A 21,141-nucleotide genomic window follows, 5' to 3' on the forward strand; every position below is an offset into this window, starting at 1 on the left:
GGCAGTATCGGTCTTGTGAGTGAGGCGATTTTGGCAAATCAGGTGGTGAAAGAGTTCGGCGAGGTTCGGGCTCTGAAAGGAATCACCGTCGGGATTGAGAAGGGGGAGCTCTTTTTCCTGCTGGGAGGAAGTGGCTGCGGAAAGACGACCTTGCTCCGCTGCATTGCCGGATTGGAGTCTCCCACGTCGGGCGAGATTCGCTTCGATGGCGAGGATGTGACGAGTTTGCCGACCCACAAGAGGGAGGCTGCGATGGTTTTTCAAAGCTACGCCCTGTGGCCTCACATGACGGTGGGGCAGAATGTGGCCTTTGGTCTGGAGGAGCGCGGAGTCTCGAAGGACGAGGTGAAGCGTCGGGTGGGAGAAGCCCTGGAGATGGTTCGCCTGGAAGGGTACGGAGTGCGTGGCATCGACCAAATGTCCGGCGGGCAGCAGCAACGGGTTTCGCTGGCGCGCGCGCTGGTGGTTCGCCCCAAGGTTCTTTTGTTGGACGAGCCTCTTTCCAATCTGGACGCCCGCTTGAGGGTGGAGATGCGGACCGAGATTCGACGCATCGTGAAGGAGAATGACCTGACTGCAGTCTACGTGACCCACGATCAGGAGGAGGCTCTGTCAGTCGCCGACCGGATGGCGGTGATGGACTTTGGCGAGGTGATGCAGGTGGGCACGCCGGAAGAAGTTTACCGACGCCCTACCTCGCGCATTGTGGCGGAGTTCATCGGGGAGACGAATATTTTCGAGCAGGGTCAGTTGGGCGAGTTTCGTGGTGACGGTCAGGGACAGTTGATTTCGGTCCGGCCCGAGGCCTGGCGCTTTGTCGATTCGGCCGCCGGGGAATCCAATAGCATCGCCGGGCGGGTGGTGCAGACTGCTTATTTGGGAGCTCTCGTGCAATACGAGGTGGAGGTCGCGGGCGGTCTGCGGCTGAAAGTTGCGGAGATGAATCCACGGGTAGTCAGACAGGGAGAAGTGGTGCTGCGTGCAGACGAATCCGATGTGGTGTTGTTAGAAAAATAAAATCCTCCCACGATGAAGCTTTGGCAAAAATTAGCAGCGGTTCTGGTTCCTCTCGGAATCGTGGTCGCTCTCCCCTTGGTGCTGCGGCGAGACGTGGAGGTGGCTCCCGGAGCCGGGGTCTTGAGGCTGGAAGTCATCACTCCTCATAACGAGACGATTCAGCGCGAATTCGGGGAAGCATTTGTCGAATGGTATCAGGAAAAACATGGGCGTGAAGTTTATGTTAACTGGCTTGTTCCTGGAGGGACCAGCGAGATCAAGCGGGTACTCGACTCCGGTTTCGATGCCGCGGCGGAGGGAGGCCGGGAGGGAATCGGAATCGATTTGTTCTTCGGTGGCGGGGAATACGATTTCTCGGCCCAATCCAAGCTGGGACGTTTTGCGAAGCTTGAGATCTTCGAGACCCATCCCGAACTTTTTGCGGGAGAGAACGCTCCCATTCCTGCGACCATGAGCGGGGAGACCTACTATGGCAGCGAGCACGATTGGGTGGGGGTCTGTCTGTCCAGCTTTGGCATCGTTTATAATGTGGATGGCTTGAAGCGCCTCGGTCTTCCCGAGCCCAAGAAGTGGGAGGATCTCACCGACCAGCGCTACATCGGGTCCTTGGCCTTGGCGGATCCGACCAAGAGCGGTTCGGTGGCCAAGATGTTCGAGATGATGATTCAAGAAGTCATCGCCGAGGAGATTGCGGCAGGAAAGTCCGAGGAGGAGGCTCTGGAGGAAGGGTGGAAAAAGGGCGTCAATCGCATCCGCATGATTGCTGCCAACTCGCGTTACTTTACCGATAGCTCGGCCAAGATTCCGCATGATGTCGCGCAAGGGAATGCGGTTGCAGGGATGAGCATCGACTTCTATGGCCGGACTTTCGAAGAGGAAAAGCGCAAGGGCGACGGCAGTTCGCGGGTGAAGTTCGTGGTGCCGGAGGGTGGAACCTCGATCAGCGTCGACCCGGTCGCGATTCTCAAGGGCGCGCCGCATCCCGAACTGGCGCAGGAGTTTGTTGAATTTCTCTTCACCGAGCGGGCGCAGATGCTGTGGGCGGCTCGCAAGGGGGAGGAATTTGGTCCCCGTTTTCGCAGTCTCCGCCGTCTCCCTGTCCGACGGGATCTCTATGATGACGAGCATCGGGCGCGGATGGTTGATGGGGAAGTGAGACCTTATGAGCTGGCTCAGAAGTTCGAGTATCGTGGCGATTGGACAGGCCGTCTGTTCACTCCCCTGCGAACCATCGTGCGGGTGATGTGTATTGATTCCCACGATGAACTGAAGTCCGCTTGGGCGGCGATGGCGGAAGCGGGAAAGCCCTCCAACGAGCAGTTCAGTCAAATCGAGGCCGAGGGTGGCTGGCCTTCTGTTTCCTATCAGGCCGCGGGGGACAAGATTCGCGCGACTTTGAAATCCGACAAAGCAGTAGACGCGGTCCGCATGCAGCGCGAGTTGGGCGAGTTCTTTCGGGAAAATTACCGCCAGGTCGCGGAGCAGCCGTAGGTTGCGCTGCTGTTGACGCCCTTCGCAATTGGCGAAGGGGAGGGAATGTCAAAGAGTCATCCCCGTGGAAACATTGCCCCTAGTCGAAGAGCCCGCCGGAATTCTTGCTTTCGATTTTGATGGAACGCTTCACTGGCCTGAACATCGTCCACCAGTGGACAGGCGGATGCTGGAGTGGCTTGAGTTTCTTCGCGAGAGACACAAGTTCATTTGGGGAATATGCACCGGACGTTCGTTGATGCATCTGGTGGAAGGGTTGGCGGATAGTTTTCCTTTTTTGCCTGATTTTGTGGTGGCCCGAGAGCGGGAAATTCATTTTCCCGGTCGATTTGGCCGCTTCGTGCCCGATGAAGATTGGAACCGGAATTGCGACCGCGATCATAAGAAGCTTTTTAAAAAAGTTCGTAAGGAACTCTCCCAGATTCGAAAGTATGTGGAGGAGACTGCCAAAGGAGAATGGGTGCAGGTTGAGGGAGATCTTGCCGGGGTCGTTTTGCCGCATGAGAAGGAGATGGAAGGCCTTCTGCGTGAAGTCGAGCGCGTGTGTGGCAAGTGTGAGGAACTTGGGCACGAGCGAAATGGAGTTTACCTCCGCTTCAGTCACAGCGCCTACGGAAAGGGGCCGGCTCTCAAGGAAATTGCTCAGCGTGTGGGGGTTCCACCAGAAAAGGTGATTGCTGCGGGAGACAACTTTAACGACCTCACCATGCTGTCACCAGAAATTACGGCTTGGCCCGTATGTCCGGGTAATGCCGTTCCCGAGGTGAAAAAGAGGGTGAGAATGTGTGACGGGGTTGTGGGTGAGTCCCTGGCGAGCGCCGGATTGGTGGAAGCTTTTGAGGAAATTTTCGTGGCGAGAAGGTGGTCTCCAGACCGGAGCAAAGAGGAGCTCGTTGAGTAAAAAAATTATTCAGCAAAGTTTGAACTTCTTCCGAGGTGGAGAGTCTTAACCTCTGAACATCGCATGGAACACGGTGTTCAACTTCATAAAATGGTTACAAACTGTTGAGTTGGTTTTCGTCCGTGAGTGCGGTCGCGAAAGCCACGACACAAAACGCCGTTAGACTCGAGTGAGTCTGGCGGCGGTCTTGTGTCCGGGCACAAGGGTTATCCCAAACTACGGGCTTGGTGGGACTTGGATCCGCTTCCTATTCCGTGGCGTTCTTTCCCTTGGCGAAGTGCTTCTTGAGAGTGAGAAATTTCACTTCTACCAGATGGAAGGAAAGCGCTGCGACCAAGATGCTGAGACCGATCTTGAGGGGGGCTTTGACCAGAAAGCTGGCATCGGGCATGACCTCGGTGATGAAGTGGTAGAGGGGGTAGTGGAAGAGATAAAGACCGTAGGAAATTTTGCCCAAGTAGACCAGAGGGGGAAGAGAAAGAGGTTTCTGGATGAGGGAGAATGGAGAGAGCGTTAGGTCCAGAATAATTGCGACGGAAGAGAGCGCGGCGAGGAAGAATCCATACTGGTGAAGACCCGTGCTATCCCACTTGAAAAGATACATCAGGGCGAGAAGAACGAAAAGGGAAACGGGAACAACGATCCAACTGAGGATGTGGTAGCTCGTCGAACGACTCTTCTCGCTGGTGCGTAGAATCGCGGCGAAATAGGCGAGGGCCGAACCCATGACGAGTCCATCCATGTGGGTATCCAGTCCGAAATAGATTCGGGCCGGGCTGTAGCTTCCTACTACTGCCGCGCGATATCCGGCTAAAGCCAAAGCGATAGTTGTTAGAGCGAGAGCTTTGCCTTTCGTGGTTTTGATTGTTTTTTCCAAGGCCACGATGACAAAGGGCCAGAGGAAGTAGAATTGTTCTTCGGTGGCCAGCGTCCAGCAATGAGCCATCGCTCCCAAGTCGAGATTCCAGAGCGCCTCCGCCCAGTTCGCGGTGTAGGTCAGGGCGATGGCGACTTCCCGAGTGGGGAAGTAGTGGTGGGTGAGGGAAAAGAGAACGGCGAATAGAGCGACTGCCAGCAGAAGCGCGGGCGTGAGGCGAAGCAGGCGACGGATATAAAAGTTCTTTCGCGAAACCGCACCGCTCTCTTGGAATTCCCGGCTGAGAATTCCGGTGATGAGGAATCCGCTGAGAACAAAAAAGATTTCAACTCCCACACTTCCGCTGCGGGGAAACGGGGAACCGGCGTGTGCGATTAGGACGACGCCTACTGCCAGGGCCCGCAATCCGTCGAGACTGTGATAATAGGTCTTCACGGCTTTGAGAAAGATTCGACGGAAGGCCGCGAGGCAAGAGCGTCGCAAATCGCTTCCTTGGCGGCTCGGCCCGCGACGTCCCAATTGAGCTTGGATCGATAGCGTCGAAAGGAGGAGATCGACAGATTCTCGTAGCGCTGTGAATCGCGAAAGTGCTCTTGAATCAGATCGCAGATTTTGTCCAAGGGGCTGTCGAGTTCGAAGAGGAAACCACTTTCTCCTTCGGAGATGGCGGAAGGGATTCCCCCAACCTTGGTGGCGATTGAGGGAAGACCGAAGGAGGCCGCTTCGGCAAAGACGATTCCGAAGCATTCCGAGCGGGAGGGGAGGATAAAGAAATGACTTTCCTCCATCAATTTGTTCAGGCGCGCGAGTTGGTCGGGGTCTTTCTTGGAAAGGTAGCCATGTTGGATGACCCAACTCGGGACCGGGATTGGAGGAGTGACGCCGACAATGTGCAACTCGGTTTGGATTCCGCGATCATTGAGGCTCTGAGCCACCGCGAGAGCCGTTTCTCCTCCCTTGCGATACCAATCAACTCCTACGAAGAGCAGGCGGCAGGTCTCGGTGGACTTGTTCGCGGATAGCTGACGAATGGTCTCTTCGGTCCGGTCACATTCGAGATTGGCTCCGAAAGGGATGACCTTTACCCGCTTGGGGTCGACGCCATAGTAGTTGATTGCCGATTGTGCGGCCCACTCGGAACTATAGATGGCGAGCGCGAGATTGTTGAGGATCTCGCGTTCGATCTCATGGCCATTCTTGAGAGTTTCAGCACAGAGATTTTGAAACTCGGGATAGGTCTCGACGAGTCCGGCGAAGGTTGAGTCCGTCCAAATGACCATGGGTTTGTCGGTCTTCAATTTGCCGATTGCCAGGGTCCCGGGGCTGAAGATGAAGTCCGTGTTGGGGTCGAGCCGCTCTTCGATCTGTCTGGCGTAGTTTTCGAGAAGGGCTGGTTCGCGATCGCGGTGATAGGCTTTTCTTCGAAGCTTGTAGAACAGCAATTTGGCAGCGCAGGTCAACAGAGCGCCCTTTTTAAGGTTGGACAGACTTTCTACCTCTATTCCCGAGCGCTCGAGGGCTTGTTTGATGTGATAGATGAGTCCCGACCAAGCATGGATATCCTTCGGCTCGAAGGCTGTGACATATGCGGCACGAAGCGTTTGGTGGTTAGCCATGGTTGTAAGTTCTCGGGCCGAATACCTTAATCACTGCCAAGAAACGAGCTAAATGCGCTCAGGATTTTAAAAGAAAGTGAAGTCCCTGTTCGCTGGACTTGGTCGCGGGCGTGAATCTGCCTATCTTTCCCCGCGATGAGCCTACCGGTCTTGGAAGTTAGGAAAGAGCTGTTAGCGGCATTGGGGAAGGATGGGGCGAAAAGGATCTTGCTGAAGGCGCCGACGGGATCGGGCAAGTCGACTGTCGTGCCGAAGCTTCTGCTGGAGGAGGCGGGTTTCGAGGGACGTATCATCGTGGTGCAGCCTCGCCGGATTGCGGCGCGGATGTTGGCTGAGTATGTCGCTTCGCTGGTGGGCTCTCGCGTTGGTGAGGAAGTGGGGTATGCGGTGCGGTTTGAAAAGGTTTACGGACCTCGCACGCGGCTGGTCTATGTCACGGATGGAGTCTTGCAGCGGTGGTTGGCCGAGAGTCCGGAGCTGCCAAGGGTGAGTTGTGTCCTCTTCGATGAATTCCACGAACGCCGCCTTGCAAGCGACCTTTCGTTGGGCCGGGTGTTGGAACTGCAGGATCGGCAAAGCGAGCTGCGCGTGGGAGTGATGTCGGCTACGCTGGAGGTTGCGGGATTGGAAGAGTTTTTAGCTCCGTGCGAGTTGTTGGAATCCGAGGGGCGGCGATATCCGGTGGAGGTCCAGTATGCCGGAGCCAGCCAGCGAAAGCGAAATCGCTTCGGAACGATGGAGGAAGAGCCTCTTTGGCAAAGGGTGGGCAAGGTCTTGCGCGCCGAGTTGTCCGGTATGGAACATCAGCCGCATCGGGTGCTCGTTTTCATGCCCGGGGTTCACGAGATTCGAAAGACCGTCGAGCTGTTAGAGAACTCGGCAGCGGGAAAAGGTTTCGAGGTTTTGCCCCTATACTCCGGATTGCCGCCGCAGAGCCAACGGGCGGCGGTATCTTCGGGTGGCGGTCCGCGCATTATTGTAGCGACCAACGTTGCGGAAACTTCGATCACCATCGATGGGGTCTCCCTTGTGATAGATTCAGGGCTGGCGCGAACCGCCAAGTTTGATGTTCGGCGTGGGATTGACTCGTTATTGGTGCAGCCCATCTCCCGGGCTGCCGCGGAACAGCGGGCGGGACGGGCTGGGCGAACAGGGCCGGGGAAATGCGTTCGGCTGTGGTCGGAGGCGGATCATGGTCGTCGACCAGCCTTCGAGTTGCCCGAGGTGAAGCGAGTTGATCTCGCCGAGTCTGTTCTCTATCTCAAGGGTGCCGGCTGGAGCAACGTGCGGGAGTTTCGATGGCTCGACGGCCCGGATGAGGAGGCCTTGCAGAGGGCGGAAGGGCTCTTGCAAAGACTGGGAGCACTTTCGTCGGATGGGCTTTCGGAGGAGGGACGCCTGATGGCGAGCTTTCCCTTGCACCCTCGAATGGCCCGACTCTTGTTGGCTGCGCAGGAGGGGGACTGTGTGGCAGAGGCTTGTTTCGCAGCTGCCGTTTTGCAGGGCGAGGGACTCTGGGCGAAGAAGGCGGGCAAGGATCGGGAGCGATTCGTCGAGGACGGTGACTGGTCCGACTTCGAGGCAGATTGGCGAGCGGCTGAAGCCGCTGGAAAGGCTCACTTCCGGGTTGAAAATTGCCGGGCCATGGGGGTGCAAGGGAGGAATGCTCGCGAGACTCTTGCGACATGGAAGCAGCTCTGCGGAATTGCAAAAGGGCGAGGCATGAAGGTGGACCGGGTGCGTTTCGAGTGGAATGGAGAAGCCTTGGCCAGAGCGGTGCTGGCCGCCTTTGCAGATCGTGTGGGTATCCGTCTGGGAGGGGCCACGCTCTCTTGTCGCTTGGTAGGAAAGAGGAAAGGGAAGCTGGATGAGACTAGTGTGGGTCGTCTTTCGCAGGTGTTTGTCGCCTGCGAGGCTACCGAAGTCGAGGGTCGGGAAATGGTGACTTATCTCAAGAGTTGCGCCCGAATAGAGGTAGCCTGGTTGGCTGAGCTTTTTCCCGACCTATTGCAGAAGACCGATGGGGCGGAATGGGATGAAACTACTAGAAAGGTAGTAGCTCGCAAACGACTAATGTTCGATGACCTGGTGGTTGAGGAAACTGAGGGAGGGGAGGTCCCCAAGGAGCTTGCAGGAGAGATCCTTGCCGAGCAAATATTGGCAGGAAACGCTCCGCTGAAAAATTGGGATGCTGGCGTCGAGCGTTGGATCGCGCGGCTCAATTTCCTCGCCGCAAGTATGCCTGAGCTGGAGATGCCCGAGTTCGGCGACGAAGAACGTCGCTTTGTCATCGCGGGAGTCTGCGAAGGGGCAGGGAGCTTGCGTGAGATTAAGAACCGGGAGGTCAAGCCAGTGCTGCGGGACTTTCTCTCCGCAATGCAACGGGCCAGTCTGGAGAGCTATGCTCCTGAAAAAGTAACCTTGTCCAATGGCATCAATACCCGGGTGAACTACCGGGACGGGGAGGACCCTTGGGTGGAGGAAAAGGTCCAGCGACTCTATGGCGTGAGCAGCACCCCCAAGTTGCCGGGCGGGCAGAAACTTGTAATTAAGATTTGCGCGCCCAACCAACGGCCCTGGCAGGTCACCAATGATTTGGAGGGCTTTTGGGCTTCAGGTTTTGCGCAGATGAAAAAGGATTTGGCTGGCCGATATCCCAAACACAATTGGGATGGTTGAGTAGTGGGATTGCTGTTCCTCAAAAACTGCCCCGATGGAGGTTTGCGCCACAGGAGCTGCGGCGTTAGCGTCATTGACTGTTTATGAGGTGTTTTTACTCGCCAGGTTTCGAGCTCGAGCTTCCCCAGGGTCATCCGTTTCCAATGGATAAGTTTCGGGTTTCCAAGGACATGCTCATCGATAGTGGAGTGGTGCGGGGGGAGGATATCGTCGAGGTTCGGGCCGCTGATCAGCATGTCCTGCGACGCGTCCATGATGATAGCTACCTGCAAAAGATTTACTTGGGTCGACTCGACCGAAAGGAACAACTCAAGCTTGGATTGCCGGTCAGCGGAAGGCTGTTTGAACGCAGTTCCACGGAAGTCGAAGCGACCCGGCAGGCCTGCCATGCCGCCCTTGAGGAGGGGATCGCAATCTGTCTGGCGGGCGGAACCCACCATGCATTCCGAGAGCATGGGGAAGGTTATTGTGTGTTCAATGATGTCGCCATCGCTATCAAGGACTTGCAGCTCAAACGACCGGGGATCCGGGTGATGGTGGTCGATACGGATGCTCACCAGGGGAATGGCACCGCATCGATCTTGGCGGACGATCCCAAGGTTTTTACCTATTCAATTCATGTTGGTAAGAACTATCCATCGCGGAAGGAGGTCTCCACCATGGATGTCGAGACCGTGCGATACGTGGAGGGGGAGATGTATTTGAAGCAACTCTTCACCTCTCTGGCCGCAGCTCTTGATGTTTTTTCACCCGACCTCGTGATTTGGATTGCAGGGGCGGACAATCACCGCAACGACCGATTCGGACAAATGATGCTCTCGGTGAAAGATCTGCAGCGGCGAGATGAAGTGATTCTCAGCGCCTTTCTCCGCAATCGTATTCCGGTTACGGTTCTCTACGGAGGGGGATACAATCGCACTAGCGAAGGAACCGCGAAAATCCACCGCAACACCGTCACCACAGCCAAGAGGTTGGCAGACCGATTTCTCAAGTAAGAGGGAGGAAGATTAGGAAGCCGTGGAATGGAGGCTCCCGCGTCGGTTATTTCCGTCGCCGCGATTCAGGAGGCGAGAAGGGCTCGGTTGGGGCGAGTGGTCGTTCGGGAGGGGTGAGCGGTTGATATATAGGGATGAGTGGTTGCGTTGTCTTTTGTGAGGCTGCTTTAACTAGGTTTTCAATGGTAGTTGGGGGGCTGTTAGAATAGCTTTTGGCTCGGTGGAGGACGGGCGGAGGAGGTTCTTGGCCGAGATTGAAAAGGGGCGGTGAAAGAATTTCTTTTTCTCGAAAGGATTGTCTCTAATTCCCTTCCTTTCAGGAGTTTGCCTATAATGCAAAGGGGCCCTCGAAATGAATCGAGAGCCCCTCTGATTTCGGAAAACCCAATAACCGAAAGTGTTTAAAGTCTTTGGAGGTCAGCCTTTACCGAAACATAGTGAATAGTGACAGGCCGATTACTCGGATAATCTATCTTAGCTTTCACTGAGCGCAATGATTTCGTTGAAAAAAAATGTCCTAAATCGCCGCCGCTCAAATTTTCGGTGATTCAGTCCTTCGACTGTCCCAGTGCAATGGAACGCTTGGTGGCCGCTTCAACCGCCTGAATCGCGGCGTGGCGGAAGCCATGTTCTTCCAAAGCGGCAATTCCGGCGATCGTGGTTCCGCCGGGGGAGCAGACCATGTCCTTGAGCAGTGCGGGATGGAGTCCGGTCTCCGCGACCATGGTGGCTGCGCCCAGAACGGTTTGGGTGGCCAGTTCCAGGGCCTTTTCCCTGGTGAGGCCACTGGCAACTCCACCGTCTGCCAAGGCTTCGATCATAATATAGACGAAGCCGGGTCCCGACCCAGAAAGCCCGGTTACCGCGTCCATGAGCTTTTCCGGTACTTCCACGACTTTTCCAACCGAGGCGAAAAGGCTGCTGACGAATTGCACGTCCTCTTGGGTGGCGTTGCTACCCGGGGTGAAGGCCGCCGCACCCTTTCCGACGAGGGCGGGGGTATTTGGCATGGCTCGAATGACCCGCGCATGATTGAAGATGAAGTTCTCAATGGAAGAAATGGTGACTCCGGCTGCCACCGAGATGAGAAGAATCCGATTGGGATCGGTTCCGAAGGTGGCGATCTCACGCAGAACTTCTCCAACATCTCCCGGTTTTGTGCAAAGGAGAATAGTGTCGCAGGTAGTAACGAGTTCCCGCAGGGAAGCCGCACCGGAGACCCCGTGCTCGTTTGCGAGCTTCTCAACCGCCGAAGTCTCGATATCATAGGCCACGACATCATTCGCGCTGAGATTCCCTGCTTCTATCGCTCCAATGACCAGAGCCCGTCCCATTCGTCCGCATCCAACTAAACCAAGTTTCATAGTCTCCCCAGCATGGAATTGGAGGGGAGAATCTGTCGAGGGTTTTGCTGGAATTCGGCTTTGTTTTTTCCCGAAAAAGGAGTTTCTGGACGAGATGAAGCGAAAAGTAGCCTTTTTCTGCCCGATTACGCAAAAAAGAGTCATTTCCCGCTTGCCACAGTCGGGAGCTTTGGTATTCACCTGCGCCCCTCACTCGGCATCCGCCGCGTGAGAGCTTTTTAGTCCACACGATATGGCACGCATTTTTGGCATTGAAATTCCTAATGAGAAGCGGATCGAAGCTTCTCTTCCGTATATTTACGGCATTGGGCCGAACACAGCTTCGAAGATTCTCGAGCAAGCTGGGGTTAGCCCCGACTTGCGCACTGGTGAGTTGTCGGAAGATCAGCTTGTGCGCATTGCGCAAGTGATTCAGACCGATCAAATCATCATTGAGGGTGACCTTCGTCGAGAAAAGCAGGCTGCCTTGAAGCGCCTCTCTTCGATTAACTGCAATCGTGGTCTCCGTCACCGTCGTGGTCTGCCCGTTCGCGGACAGCGCACCAAGACGAACGCTCGCACTCGCAAGGGTAAGAAGAGGACTGTAGGCGCCAAGAAGTAAAATCTTTAGAAATTAGCTAGATGTCTGACGAAGAAAATAAGCCCGCCGAAGAAGAAAAGGTAGACGCTCCAGTGGCTACCGAAGAGAAGGCTCCTGAGGCCGCTGCTGCTGAAAAGGAAGCTCCCAAGGAAGATGCTGCTGCCCCGGAGGCTGCCGGCGAAGATGCCCCTGCTGCTGAGGCAGAGGGTGAGGGCGCCAAGCCTGCTCCTAAGAAGGACATCTTTGCTGAAATCATGGGTGAAGACCCTGCCGACGCTCTCAAGGTCCACAAGGCCAAGAAAAACAAGAATGTCGCCAAGGGGATTGTTCATATCAAAGCCACTTTCAACAACACAGTTGTCACAGTGACTGACCCGGTTGGGAACACAATCGGTTGGTCCAGTGCTGGCAAGATGGGCTTCAAGGGTTCTCGTAAGAGCACCGCCTATGCCGCTCAGGTTGTTTCCCAAGATGCTTGCCGTCAGGCGATGTCTCACGGTCTGAAGTCCGCTGAGGTGCGTGTGAAAGGTCCTGGCGCCGGTCGCGAGTCCGCTGTTCGTGCTATCCAAACTCTCGGTATCGACGTCTCGGTCATTGAAGACGTGACGCCAATCCCACACAACGGATGTCGTCCCAAGAAGGCCCGTCGCGTTTAATCCCAATAGAATTTATAGAAAATGGCTCGTTATACTGGACCTAAAGAAAGAATCAGCCGCCGCTTTGGTGTGGCTCTGTTTGGCCCTTCCAAGGCGCTTGAGCGTCGCAACTACCCTCCTGGTCAGCACGGTGCCCGTGCCGGACGTCGTAAAAAGTCCGACTACTCGGTCGCACTTGGTGAGAAGCAGAAGTTGAAGTTCATGTATGGACTTCTCGAGAAGCAGTTCCGTGCTTACTACGAAAAAGCGGCAGCTCAGCGTGGGGTTACCGGTGATTTGATTCTCCAGCAGCTTGAGTCCCGCCTTGATAACGTTGTCTTCCGTCTTGGATTCGGCAACAGCCGTCAAGCCGCCCGTCAAATGGTGAACCATGGTCACATCTTCGTGAATGGTCATCGTGTCGACGTTCCTAGTTACCAGGTCCGCCCCGGCGACGTGGTGAAGGTTGCTGAAAAGCCATCTTCCCAGCAGCTCGGCATGCGTAGCCTCGACCTTACCCAGTCCATTCCTTTGAAGGACTGGTTGACTATCGAGCGTGACAAGCTTGAAGGCACTGTTGCCCGTCTTCCCGAGACTGCAGACATCGATTCAATCGTCGACGTGCAGCGAGTGGTGGAACTTTACTCTCGTTAATCGCGAGAAATCTCAATTTTTCAAGAGACCGGCTGGAGCAATCCCGCCGGTCTTTTTTGATCTGGGAAGTGACTTGTGCTCTAAGGTCTTCGAAAACTGTGCCTTGGAGGAAACCCTTTCGATTCCGTCAATGAGGGGCGAGTTAGGGGTGACTTTCTTTTCATTCTTTTGATTGGTCCAGCGAGGTTGCCCGTATCATTCTGAGCCGTGGTCAAAACTCTCTTTCTGCTAGGACTCGTGCCGATAATCATCGGCATTGCGATGCGAAAGTGGTTCGGCGAGCGGGTGTTTAAAAAGCTGCCGGCACATCCGACCCAGCTCAGTGCCGAAGAGTTTTTGGAAAGCCTCAAAGAAAGTGCGAAGCTGGCGATGGAGGTGAAGACTTCCAAACGCACGCGCCTGACTGATAGCGAAATGGTCTTGGCTCGCGAGTTGGCAGGAGAAAAGGGGATTCAGCCTCTCGCGGAAGCCGGCCTGCTGTTCGGTTTGGCTCTCTTGGGACGCAGTCAGCCCGAGTTGCTCAAGTGGCGCGAATGGGCTCTCAAGTTCTCATGGGCCTTTCCCGCTTTCTCGATTCTGGTGGTGATCTTTGCAGCCGTAGTCGGAAGCTTTGTGCGCTGGGCGCTGCCTGCGGTATCGTTGGCGATCGGTGGAGGGACTTTGGTGAGTTTCTTGGCTGCATGGGTGGAATGGCAGGCGGCAGGTCTCACTGGTAAGTTTCTAAAGAAGAGGGCCATTATTGCGAGAGAAGATGATCGCATCGCCATCTCTCAGGCAATGAGAGCTCTCGCGGCCAGACGATGTGTTCCGGGGATGCTTCAACTTCTGTTTCCGGAGAGCAAGGGGCGACCGGCAGAGTAGTCGTTTCGAGGAGAAATTGAGAGTGCGTAGCCCCATCCGAGAGGGTGGCTGTGTGTCAGGTTTTCATAATCAGTGCGATAGGAGAATCGATAATTAGGAAAAGTTGACATTAATGTTGAGTTGATGTATCTGGATTCTGGTATTCATTTGAGTGCTCTTTTTCATGTCTCTTTCATCGATTCAGAAAAAGAGCGTCCGACTTCCGTTTGTATTCCGACCGCCTGTCTCACGTGAATTTACGACACTTCCAAGCACTCACCTTTCCTGTTTTTCTCGCCCTTGGTGTTCATCTTGAGGGAGCAGTTACTTTCACGATCACGAGTTTAGAGGGGACCGAGTTGACCTTTGATGACGCTTCGGCTGCCTACGGGGCTCCCACCACCCTCAATTCCTGGTGAAATTTACCGCGGATGGCACGACCTATTCCACGAAATCGTTCTATTCTCTTGAACCTTCGGGCATGACCAATGAGAAGTCTCTCCAATATCAAGGGGTGGCTTCACCGCTCTATCCCGATCGGGAGAGTTATCTCACGGCTGGCAACAATGGTCTTTCGATGAGTACAGGCGCCAATCTGACGACCGCCGATCCGGCTGAGGCTTGGACCTTTACCAGGATTTTTCTCGATCCTGCAGGAGTCGGTGATGGAATTCCGGATTTTCTGTCGGTAGACATTGCGCAGAATCAGAGTGGCGATGTTTTTGATTTGATCGATAGCGCTGGCACGGTTTTAGCCACGCTGGGAGTGAATAGTAGTGATTGGAACAAGGTTGGGGAGCAGGACCTTGCCCGAGTGGATAATGACTCGGGGGTGGTCTCGAACGCGACTTTCGACGGGCGGTTTATTTATGGTCTAGCCATCGAGCTCTCCGACTTCGTTGTCGTGAGCACTGGGGAACAACTTGCTGCGACGGATACAGCCATCTTGGCAGCCATCTCCAATCTCCGCATTCGCGTTCCAGGGCAGGGAAACAAGCCTCGGACTGATTACGCTTTCGTCGCCTCGAACACCGACACGATTCGCTTTCAAGAGCAGGTGCCGGAGCCTGACAGTCTCGCCCTTCTCACCCTTCCGGCATTGCTTGGACTTGCCCGAAGGAAGCGGGCCGGAAGAGAGAGTTGTAGCTGATGACCTAATTGCTCGCGCTGAGAATCTGGTCCAAAACGTAAGGCAGGATTCCGCCGCTGGTGTAATAGTCGACCTCCGCGGGGGTATCGAGGCGGACCTTCAGAGGGACCTCCACCTTCGTGCCGTCGGCCCCATGCGCGATGAGGGTCGCGCTTTGCATGGGACTGAGTTCGCCCGAGATTCCAACGATGTCAAAGGTGGCCTCATGAAGACTGGCGATCTTGTCGTAGTCCGAGGTCTCGACAAAATTGAGAGGGAGGACACCCATGCCGATCAAGTTGGAACGATGGATTCGTTCGAAGCTTTTAGTGACCACCGCCTTGACCCCGAGGAGACGGGTTCCTTTGGCGGCCCAGTCGCGCGAAGAGCCCATGCCGTAATCTTCTCCTCCAATGACTACCAGAGGAATTCCTTCTTCCTGATAGGCCATGCAAGCATCGTAGATAAAGGTCGGAACGGCGTTGCCGAGTGCGGTGATTTCGGTGTCTGGCTTTGCGACTTCCTTTGCTCCAAAATATTGGGTGTAGCCACCTTCGATGCCGGGGCACATCAGATTTTTAATGCGAACATTGCCGAAGGTTCCGCGGGTCATCACGCGATCATTTCCGCGTCGGGCTCCGAAGGAGTTGAAAGATGCTTTCTCGACACCTTGGGAAAGGAGATACTGGCCAGCTGGAGACGTCTCTTTGATTGCTCCTGCGGGAGAAATATGATCGGTGGTGACCGAGTCGCCGAAGATACCCAGGGGGCGAGCGCCTATGATATCCTTGCCTGCGTCGGAACCACCCTCGAAGAAGGGGGGGAGCTGGACGTAGGTGGAACTATTGTCCCAAGCATAGGTCGCTCCCGTGGAGCCTTGGATTTCTCCCCATTTCGGATTGGCGTTGTCGACGTCCCCATAGAGGTTCTGATAGACTTCAGGTTTGAGCGCCGAGGCGAGTTGTTGGCTGATCTCCTCTTGGCTGGGCCAAATGTCTTTGAGGAAGACCGGATTGCCGTTCTTGTCATTTCCCAGCGGCTCGGTCGTGAGGTCCAGATCGACTCTGCCGGCGAGGGCATAGGCGACCACGAGGGGAGGGCTCATGAGGAAGTTCGATTTGATACTTCCGTGGATGCGCGCCTCGAAGTTGCGGTTGCCGGAAAGTACTGAGGCAACAACCAGATTGCCGTCCTTGATGGCTCCTTCGATAGCAGGATGAAGAGGACCGGAGTTTCCGATACAAGTGGTGCAGCCATACCCGACCGTTTGGAAGCCAAGTTGGTCGAGCTCTTTTGTGAGGTTGGTTGCATCCAAGTAGTCGGTGACGACCCTTGAGCCTGGTCCGAGAGAGGTTTTGACAAAGGGAGCCACGGTGAGGCCGAGCTCGTTTGCCTTCTTGGCCACCAACCCAGCCGCAAGCATCACGCTGGGATTGGAGGTGTTGGTGCATGAGGTAATGGCCGCGATAACGACGGAGCCGTGGCGCAAGGTGGTCTGGATAGGGTCGAAGGCATCTTCAGTCATCACCACTGAAGGTCCGGGGACATTGGTCGACATCTCGTTCTTCTCCCGCTCTCCACCCGGTTCGGGCTTCGTAAGGAGAGAGCCAACGGCGTAGCCAGCGGGCTCGGGCATATTGACCTCAACGGCCTTGTCCCGCTCTGAAAGCTCGAGCCCGAATCCGCCCTCGTTTGTACTGGAGGTAAAGAGCTCGTTGAAACGGTCCCGAAGCTGGGGGACATCGATACGATCCTGTGGGCGTTTGGGTCCTGAGACAGCAGGGACCACTGTGGATAGATCCAACTCTAACAAGTCGGTGTATTCACATTCTCCTTTCTGAGGAATTCCGAAGAGGTCTTGGGCCTTGTAGTAATTTTCCACCGTTTGACAGAGCTCTTGCGAACGACCGGTTCCTCGAAGGTAGTTGATCGTTTCTCCGTCGATGGGGAAGAAACCCATGGTTGCTCCATACTCGGGAGCCATGTTGGCGATTGTCGCGCGGTCGGGCAGGGAAAGGGCTTCGGCTCCGGGGCCATGGAATTCCACAAACTTTCCGACGACCCCATGGTTGCGGAGGATCTCGGTAATACGAAGAGTCAAGTCGGTGGCAGTCACGCCTTCTGTCAATTTACCATGCAGGTAGACTCCAACGACCTCGGGGACGAGAAAGGTCACAGGTTGGCCGAGCATTCCGGCCTCCGCCTCGATCCCGCCGACCCCCCAGCCCACTACGCCAAGTCCGTTAATCATGGTGGTGTGGGAGTCGGTTCCGACGAGGGTGTCAGGGTAATAGACTCCTTCTTTGCTCAAGACCCCTTTGGCCAAGTACTCCAAGTTGACCTGATGAACGATTCCAACCCCAGGAGGCACTACTGAGAATGTGTCAAAGGCCTGTTGCCCCCATTTGAGAAATTCATAGCGCTCCCGGTTCCGGATGAACTCGATCTGCATGTTCCGATCAAGGGCGAGCTGGGAGCCGGCAAAGTCAACTTGAACAGAGTGGTCTACTACGAGGTCAACAGGGACAAGAGGTTCGACCGATGAAGGATCTGCTCCCTTGGCAACTGCCGCATCCCGCATGGCAGCAACATCGACCAGAAGGGGAACTCCTGTGAAATCCTGCAAGACAATGCGGGCAACCGTAAATGGGATTTCGTAGTCGCCCGGGGTCTTCGGATCGTAGTTCGCCAAGTTTCGAACGTCTTCTTCGGTGACTTTGCGTCCGTCGACATTGCGCAAAACGGATTCGAGAACGATGCGTATCGAGACGGGAAGTTTGGAGAGATTTGGGAAGCCTTGCTCGGCAAGAGCTGGCAGAGAATAGAACTTGGCTTCAGTGCCATTTCCGGTGGTGAAGGTCTTAAGCGTGTCCATGGCGTGAGACTAAACCATGATCGGGGGGATGTCTTCCGGAAATCATGGAAGGCGTGCGAACCCTCTAGCCAGCGACCTTTCGCAAGTTTGTCGCACCTCGTTCTGATTCGAGTAGACTAAAATGCCCTCTCAAAAACAGCTATGCCAACTCCTTGTGAGAACACGTTGAGGCGAGACTAAGCCCGTAAACTTTCTCATCGGAAAGAGCGTCTGTCCGGACACAAAAAGGCCCCAAAATAAAGTATTCTGGGACCTTTGAGCTATGGCGAAAATGTTGAGCTGGAATACCAGCTTTCTGCGAAAATTACTTTCTCCGGCGAAGAAGAAGGACAGTTCCCGCGAGGCCAACCAAGAGAGCTGATGATGGTTCAGGGATGGGTTCAATTGCGCGGAGCTGGATGGCGTTGATTTGCGATTGCGAATTGCCCGAGGCCCAGGAGGCTCCGTTGTTGCCGGAACCGTAGATGGTAATCACTTGCGTTGCTGAATCGGCGAGGAAGGTCCCGATAATTGAGTCTCCCACTCTAGCTCCTCCGATATCAGGCTCCCCGTCGGTCTCATAGTTGGAGAGTTGAGAGGTCCCGGCAGGAGCTGAGGAAGTTCCGTCGTATCCAGTGATAAAGTCGTTGTGACGGGAGTTGCGGCCATCGTGGTTGAAGGCCTGAACCAAGTAGGTTTGGCCGATAGTCAAGCCGCTCAAGGTGACTGAGGAAATCTCAAAAGTTCCTCCTCGAATGAGGTGATAGATGCTTCCGTTGTTGCTGAAATCCCCGTCGCCAAAGGCATTCTCGTTATCCGTGCCTCCATTAATCGTAATAGTGGCTCCGCCAACTCCAACAAGAGGGATCCCGGTATTTTGAGGGGTGAAGGAAACTCCGTTCACCGTGACAGCGGTGTCGCCGCTCGTGATATCGGTGGTGTTATTGTAGGCAACAATGCTTGTTCCCTCCGTGTTGACGAAAGTTTCCGTAGTGCTGCCTTGATACATATCGACTGAAGGCTGCCACGATATCGTCGCGGCAGGCAATTGGCTACTGAGCGCTAGCGCCAAGCCGGTGGCCGAGGCTAGCAATGGGTTTGAGTTTTTTTTCATAGTTAATTTAGAAGAGTCACGTGGACCAATAGCAACAACCCGCTCTCAGAGAGTTTCTTTACAGGGTTGCGCATTTGTTTCTTCTCGCTCGATTTCAATAGGTTGAGCGTGATCGCTAGGCCACAGTGACTGAGCAAAGGCTTCGCGCGAGATGGCGTGGAAACGTCCTGAGATCGACACGAAAGGACGCAAAAACTTCTGAGTTTCCCTGCCTCTATGAGCAAGACGGTTTGGCCTGCTTTCCGAGAAATTGTTAGTAGGCAAGCTTCAGCACAATTTAGCTTGTGCTCAAAGACGAAAAAACTCCCGTTCTATACTCTTGCTGCTTGTTGGGCAGATGCCAGGTTCTGTGAACTTTTCAGATTTTGACAAAGAAGAGTTCGCATCTCGCAAGCCCGCGGGGGCCAAGGTTGAAGGCTTCGCTCGAGAGCTACTGCAGCTCGTCTTCAACGAATTCCATGACCACATCGACGAGCTCTTCCAGGCCGGGGGGAAGCTCTTCCTCAATGGTCGCGAGATAGTCGGCTTCGGTCTCGCTGTAGTCTCCGCGTTCCTGACTACGGGTTCCGCACCAGCGGCTTGCATTCAGTGGGTCGACGATGGCAGTAGCTCCTACGAGGTCGAAGGACTTGATGACCCGCTGGTGATCGACGTCACTTTGCCAGAACTCATGCAGGCAATCTTCACTTTCAAGAATCGGGACGGTCTCATAGACATCGACAAGAGCCCGTTCTTCGCGGGTGAGCGCTCGCTGGGCGGATTCGTTCTCGAGACGATCGATAAGAAGTTCAATCTCGTCCGGCCATTCAATTGATTCCAAAAACTGCATCGCGGTCGGTCTAGAACAGGCACGGGGGTCTTGCCAAGAGATTCTGATCTTTCTTACGCAGATGGGGTCGAGCTTGCGACTTTCGAAGCCGATTGGAACTCGGATGAGACTCCAAGTGCTTGATTCGGTCTACCGGTGGAGCTGCTCCGGATGGAGGTATTGGGGTTGCCAAGGGCAAGGTGGCGATAACCGGCCAGCCCGCTCGGGAAGGGGCTGGCAATTCAGTTGATGGGGGACTCACCAGTCCAGTTCTTGGCCGCTATACAGAAAGAATTTCCCCGAGTGGTCGGGCGTGAGATTTTCGACCAACTCGGCAAGCTTCGCAGCGGTGTGCGCGGGATCCAGGGGAGCGCCGTCTCCACCCATATCGGTCTTGTTGTGTCCCGGGTGGATGGAAATGACCATCATTCCCTCATTGCGATGGCTGGAATGCAGGTTCCGCGTGACCATATTGAGAGCGGCCTTGCTAAAGGCGTAGCCTCCGGCCCATCCCTGTCCGTTGGTCAGTTGACCCAATTGTGAGGAGACATTGACGATTTTGGGAGCGGGGGAGAGCTTGAGGTTTTCAATCAAGGCCTCGGAGAGAAAGTAGGGTCCCAGGGTATTCACGGAATAGGTCTTCATCATCGTCTCGCGGTCATTCGACTTCGGGAAAATGCCGGCGTTGTTGATCAGGAGGTCAATCTTTCGCCCCGCGAGTTTCTTGGCCAAGGCCTCGATTTGTTTGTCGTCGGTAACATCGAGAGCCATGATCTCAGCTCCGGCTTCTTTCAGCTCAGTGGCTTCTTCCGGCTTCCGAGCGGTTCCAATCACGTGGTAGCCTGCCTCCATAAACTTCTCTGCAAAGGCCAGGCCCAAGCCGCGATTCGCTCCGGTAATCAGAGCAGTGAGCTGCTCGTCTTCTCCGGCTTCCTCTGCCGCCATTCCTCCACTGGAGAAGCCTGCAATGGTGAGACTCAAGAAGCCAAAGCGCAGCCAAGAGATTGTCTTTTCAATGATCCGATGCTTGGAAATTTTCATAAGCAAGAACCGTCGAACTGGTAGCGGATTTTTCAAGGAGGAAAATGTGGGGCCAGTCTCCTGCTGATACGTATCGTTCGGGAGACCCATGGCTCGGCCTCCTTCATTCGATTTGCGCGCGCTTCCAACTGCGAGCTCTTGTTCTTCGGGAGCCTTGCCCACGACGAGACTATTGCTCCCGTTGAATGAGTTTGGCGAGTTGGCTGGCTTTGTCCAAAATCGTCGCCGGGTCGCATCCGTGTGAATAGTAGTTCTTCATCAACATCGCGATCATGTTGGGACCGAGTTGATAGGGCGGCGCGGAGAGCACGTCGCGAAGACTCTGTTTCTCATTGTCGCGCAGGATGACGATGGCCTCTTCGTGTTTTTCCTTGGGAATCAGTTTCTCGATTTCTTCTTGCAGTCGCTTTGGGGTCGATTTGGGAAATCCGAAAGAGGAGGCAGGGGAGTTCGTTTTTTGGTCTGACATAGAAGATGAGTTGGTGTGGCTTGTGGTCTGAATGTGCAAGGGGATTCGGCAGGCGCACGCGAGTTTGACTTCGGGGT

19 protein-coding genes are annotated in these 21,141 nt (G+C 55.1%); 11 read left to right on the forward strand and 8 right to left on the reverse strand.

The genetic code is table 11. The features are described 5' to 3' along the window. Window positions 1-15 precede the first annotated feature (15 nt). The 3 genes from IE099_RS13795 (at window position 16) to IE099_RS13805 (ending at window position 3,409) form a co-directional block, all read left to right on the forward strand. Window positions 16-1,017, forward strand: a complete 1,002-nt coding sequence (locus tag IE099_RS13795; RefSeq protein WP_189570836.1) for an ABC transporter ATP-binding protein — start codon at window positions 16-18, stop codon at window positions 1,015-1,017. A 12-nt stretch (window positions 1,018-1,029) separates the two neighbouring features. Continuing rightward, window positions 1,030-2,508, forward strand: a complete 1,479-nt coding sequence (locus IE099_RS13800) for an ABC transporter substrate-binding protein (protein WP_189570838.1) — start codon at window positions 1,030-1,032, stop codon at window positions 2,506-2,508. Window positions 2,509-2,572: 64 nt separating this feature from the next. Next, a complete protein-coding gene (locus tag IE099_RS13805) occupies window positions 2,573-3,409 on the forward strand; it encodes an HAD family hydrolase (RefSeq protein ID WP_189570840.1) in 837 nt (278 codons plus the stop codon). Window positions 3,410-3,656: 247 nt separating this feature from the next. Here IE099_RS13805 and IE099_RS13810 read toward each other — a convergent pair whose 3' ends face one another. Together IE099_RS13810 and IE099_RS13815 are read right to left on the reverse strand one after the other, a co-directional pair. Then, window positions 3,657-4,721 (reverse strand): acyltransferase family protein, encoded by a 1,065-nt coding sequence (locus IE099_RS13810; RefSeq protein WP_189570841.1) that lies wholly within the window; start codon window positions 4,719-4,721, stop codon window positions 3,657-3,659. Next, on the reverse strand, window positions 4,718-5,902 hold the full coding sequence (locus IE099_RS13815) for a glycosyltransferase family 4 protein (RefSeq protein WP_189570843.1): 1,185 nt from the start codon (window positions 5,900-5,902) through the stop codon (window positions 4,718-4,720). Before IE099_RS13815 ends, IE099_RS13810 begins: the two co-directional genes overlap by 4 nt. A 135-nt stretch (window positions 5,903-6,037) precedes the next feature. Here IE099_RS13815 and hrpB point away from each other — a divergent pair, with 135 nt between their 5' ends. Further along, complete coding sequence (gene hrpB, locus IE099_RS13820; protein WP_189570845.1) at window positions 6,038-8,581, forward strand: ATP-dependent helicase HrpB; 2,544 nt, start codon at window positions 6,038-6,040, stop codon at window positions 8,579-8,581. Between the two features lie 143 nt (window positions 8,582-8,724). Beyond that, window positions 8,725-9,576 (forward strand): histone deacetylase family protein, encoded by an 852-nt coding sequence (locus IE099_RS13825; RefSeq protein WP_189570847.1) that lies wholly within the window; start codon window positions 8,725-8,727, stop codon window positions 9,574-9,576. Window positions 9,577-10,124: 548 nt separating this feature from the next. Here the strand turns inward: IE099_RS13825 and proC are convergent. Next, a complete protein-coding gene (gene proC, locus IE099_RS13830; RefSeq protein ID WP_189570849.1) occupies window positions 10,125-10,940 on the reverse strand; it encodes a pyrroline-5-carboxylate reductase in 816 nt (271 codons plus the stop codon). 232 nt (window positions 10,941-11,172) lie between these two features. On the opposite strand from proC, the gene rpsM reads away from it, so the two are divergent. The 6 genes from rpsM to IE099_RS13860 all read left to right on the forward strand — a co-directional run bounded on the left by rpsM (window position 11,173) and on the right by IE099_RS13860 (window position 14,799). Then, on the forward strand, window positions 11,173-11,541 hold the full coding sequence (rpsM, locus tag IE099_RS13835) for a 30S ribosomal protein S13 (RefSeq protein ID WP_189570851.1): 369 nt from the start codon (window positions 11,173-11,175) through the stop codon (window positions 11,539-11,541). Window positions 11,542-11,561: 20 nt separating this feature from the next. Then, window positions 11,562-12,176: a 30S ribosomal protein S11 gene (gene rpsK / locus IE099_RS13840; protein WP_189570853.1), complete on the forward strand. Its 615-nt coding sequence runs from the start codon at window positions 11,562-11,564 to the stop codon at window positions 12,174-12,176. A gap of 21 nt (window positions 12,177-12,197) precedes the next feature. Then, the gene (gene rpsD, locus IE099_RS13845) at window positions 12,198-12,809 is read left to right on the forward strand and encodes a 30S ribosomal protein S4 (RefSeq protein ID WP_189570855.1); all 612 of its coding nucleotides are present in this window, start codon (window positions 12,198-12,200) and stop codon (window positions 12,807-12,809) included. A 237-nt stretch (window positions 12,810-13,046) separates the two neighbouring features. After that, complete coding sequence (locus IE099_RS13850) at window positions 13,047-13,670, forward strand: hypothetical protein (protein ID WP_189570857.1); 624 nt, start codon at window positions 13,047-13,049, stop codon at window positions 13,668-13,670. A gap of 230 nt (window positions 13,671-13,900) precedes the next feature. Then, a complete protein-coding gene (locus tag IE099_RS13855; protein ID WP_189570859.1) occupies window positions 13,901-14,068 on the forward strand; it encodes a hypothetical protein in 168 nt (55 codons plus the stop codon). Continuing rightward, entirely contained in the window at window positions 14,065-14,799 is a 735-nt protein-coding gene (locus IE099_RS13860) for a PEP-CTERM sorting domain-containing protein (protein WP_189570861.1), read from the forward strand. Before IE099_RS13855 ends, IE099_RS13860 begins: the two co-directional genes overlap by 4 nt. Window positions 14,800-14,803: 4 nt before the next feature. On the opposite strand, the gene acnA is transcribed toward IE099_RS13860, so the two are convergent. From acnA to IE099_RS13885, 5 genes are all read right to left on the reverse strand, one after another. Next, complete coding sequence (gene acnA / locus IE099_RS13865; protein ID WP_189570863.1) at window positions 14,804-17,653, reverse strand: aconitate hydratase; 2,850 nt, start codon at window positions 17,651-17,653, stop codon at window positions 14,804-14,806. Between the two features lie 304 nt (window positions 17,654-17,957). Beyond that, complete coding sequence (locus IE099_RS13870; RefSeq protein ID WP_189570864.1) at window positions 17,958-18,746, reverse strand: PEP-CTERM sorting domain-containing protein; 789 nt, start codon at window positions 18,744-18,746, stop codon at window positions 17,958-17,960. A 430-nt stretch (window positions 18,747-19,176) separates the two neighbouring features. Further along, complete coding sequence (locus IE099_RS13875; RefSeq protein ID WP_189570866.1) at window positions 19,177-19,575, reverse strand: hypothetical protein; 399 nt, start codon at window positions 19,573-19,575, stop codon at window positions 19,177-19,179. A gap of 237 nt (window positions 19,576-19,812) precedes the next feature. Next, window positions 19,813-20,595, reverse strand: coding sequence for an SDR family oxidoreductase (locus IE099_RS13880; RefSeq protein WP_189570868.1), 783 nt, complete (start codon window positions 20,593-20,595; stop codon window positions 19,813-19,815). Between the two features lie 169 nt (window positions 20,596-20,764). Next, a complete protein-coding gene (locus IE099_RS13885; RefSeq protein WP_189570870.1) occupies window positions 20,765-21,064 on the reverse strand; it encodes a hypothetical protein in 300 nt (99 codons plus the stop codon). Between the last annotated feature and the right edge of the window lie 77 nt (window positions 21,065-21,141).

The sequence above is a fragment of the Roseibacillus persicicus genome (genome assembly GCF_014651675.1).
Taxonomy (GTDB): Bacteria; Verrucomicrobiota; Verrucomicrobiia; order Verrucomicrobiales; family Akkermansiaceae; genus Roseibacillus; species Roseibacillus persicicus.

Excerpts from the sequence above, each read along its gene's own strand:
- IE099_RS13800 (WP_189570838.1), top strand. The coding sequence starts at position 1,030 with ATGAAGCTTTGGCAAAAATTAGCAGCGGTTCTGGTTCCTCTCGGAATC.
- proC (WP_189570849.1), bottom strand. The coding sequence starts at position 10,940 with ATGAAACTTGGTTTAGTTGGATGCGGACGAATGGGACGGGCTCTGGTC.
- IE099_RS13825 (WP_189570847.1), top strand. The coding sequence starts at position 8,725 with ATGGATAAGTTTCGGGTTTCCAAGGACATGCTCATCGATAGTGGAGTG.
- IE099_RS13870 (WP_189570864.1), bottom strand. The coding sequence starts at position 18,746 with ATGAAAAAAAACTCAAACCCATTGCTAGCCTCGGCCACCGGCTTGGCG.
- IE099_RS13875 (WP_189570866.1), bottom strand. The coding sequence starts at position 19,575 with ATGCAGTTTTTGGAATCAATTGAATGGCCGGACGAGATTGAACTTCTT.
- IE099_RS13815 (WP_189570843.1), bottom strand. The coding sequence starts at position 5,902 with ATGGCTAACCACCAAACGCTTCGTGCCGCATATGTCACAGCCTTCGAG.
- IE099_RS13880 (WP_189570868.1), bottom strand. The coding sequence starts at position 20,595 with ATGAAAATTTCCAAGCATCGGATCATTGAAAAGACAATCTCTTGGCTG.
- rpsK (WP_189570853.1), top strand. The coding sequence starts at position 11,562 with ATGTCTGACGAAGAAAATAAGCCCGCCGAAGAAGAAAAGGTAGACGCT.
- hrpB (WP_189570845.1), top strand. The coding sequence starts at position 6,038 with ATGAGCCTACCGGTCTTGGAAGTTAGGAAAGAGCTGTTAGCGGCATTG.
- acnA (WP_189570863.1), bottom strand. The coding sequence starts at position 17,653 with ATGGACACGCTTAAGACCTTCACCACCGGAAATGGCACTGAAGCCAAG.
- IE099_RS13885 (WP_189570870.1), bottom strand. The coding sequence starts at position 21,064 with ATGTCAGACCAAAAAACGAACTCCCCTGCCTCCTCTTTCGGATTTCCC.
- rpsM (WP_189570851.1), top strand. The coding sequence starts at position 11,173 with ATGGCACGCATTTTTGGCATTGAAATTCCTAATGAGAAGCGGATCGAA.
- rpsD (WP_189570855.1), top strand. The coding sequence starts at position 12,198 with ATGGCTCGTTATACTGGACCTAAAGAAAGAATCAGCCGCCGCTTTGGT.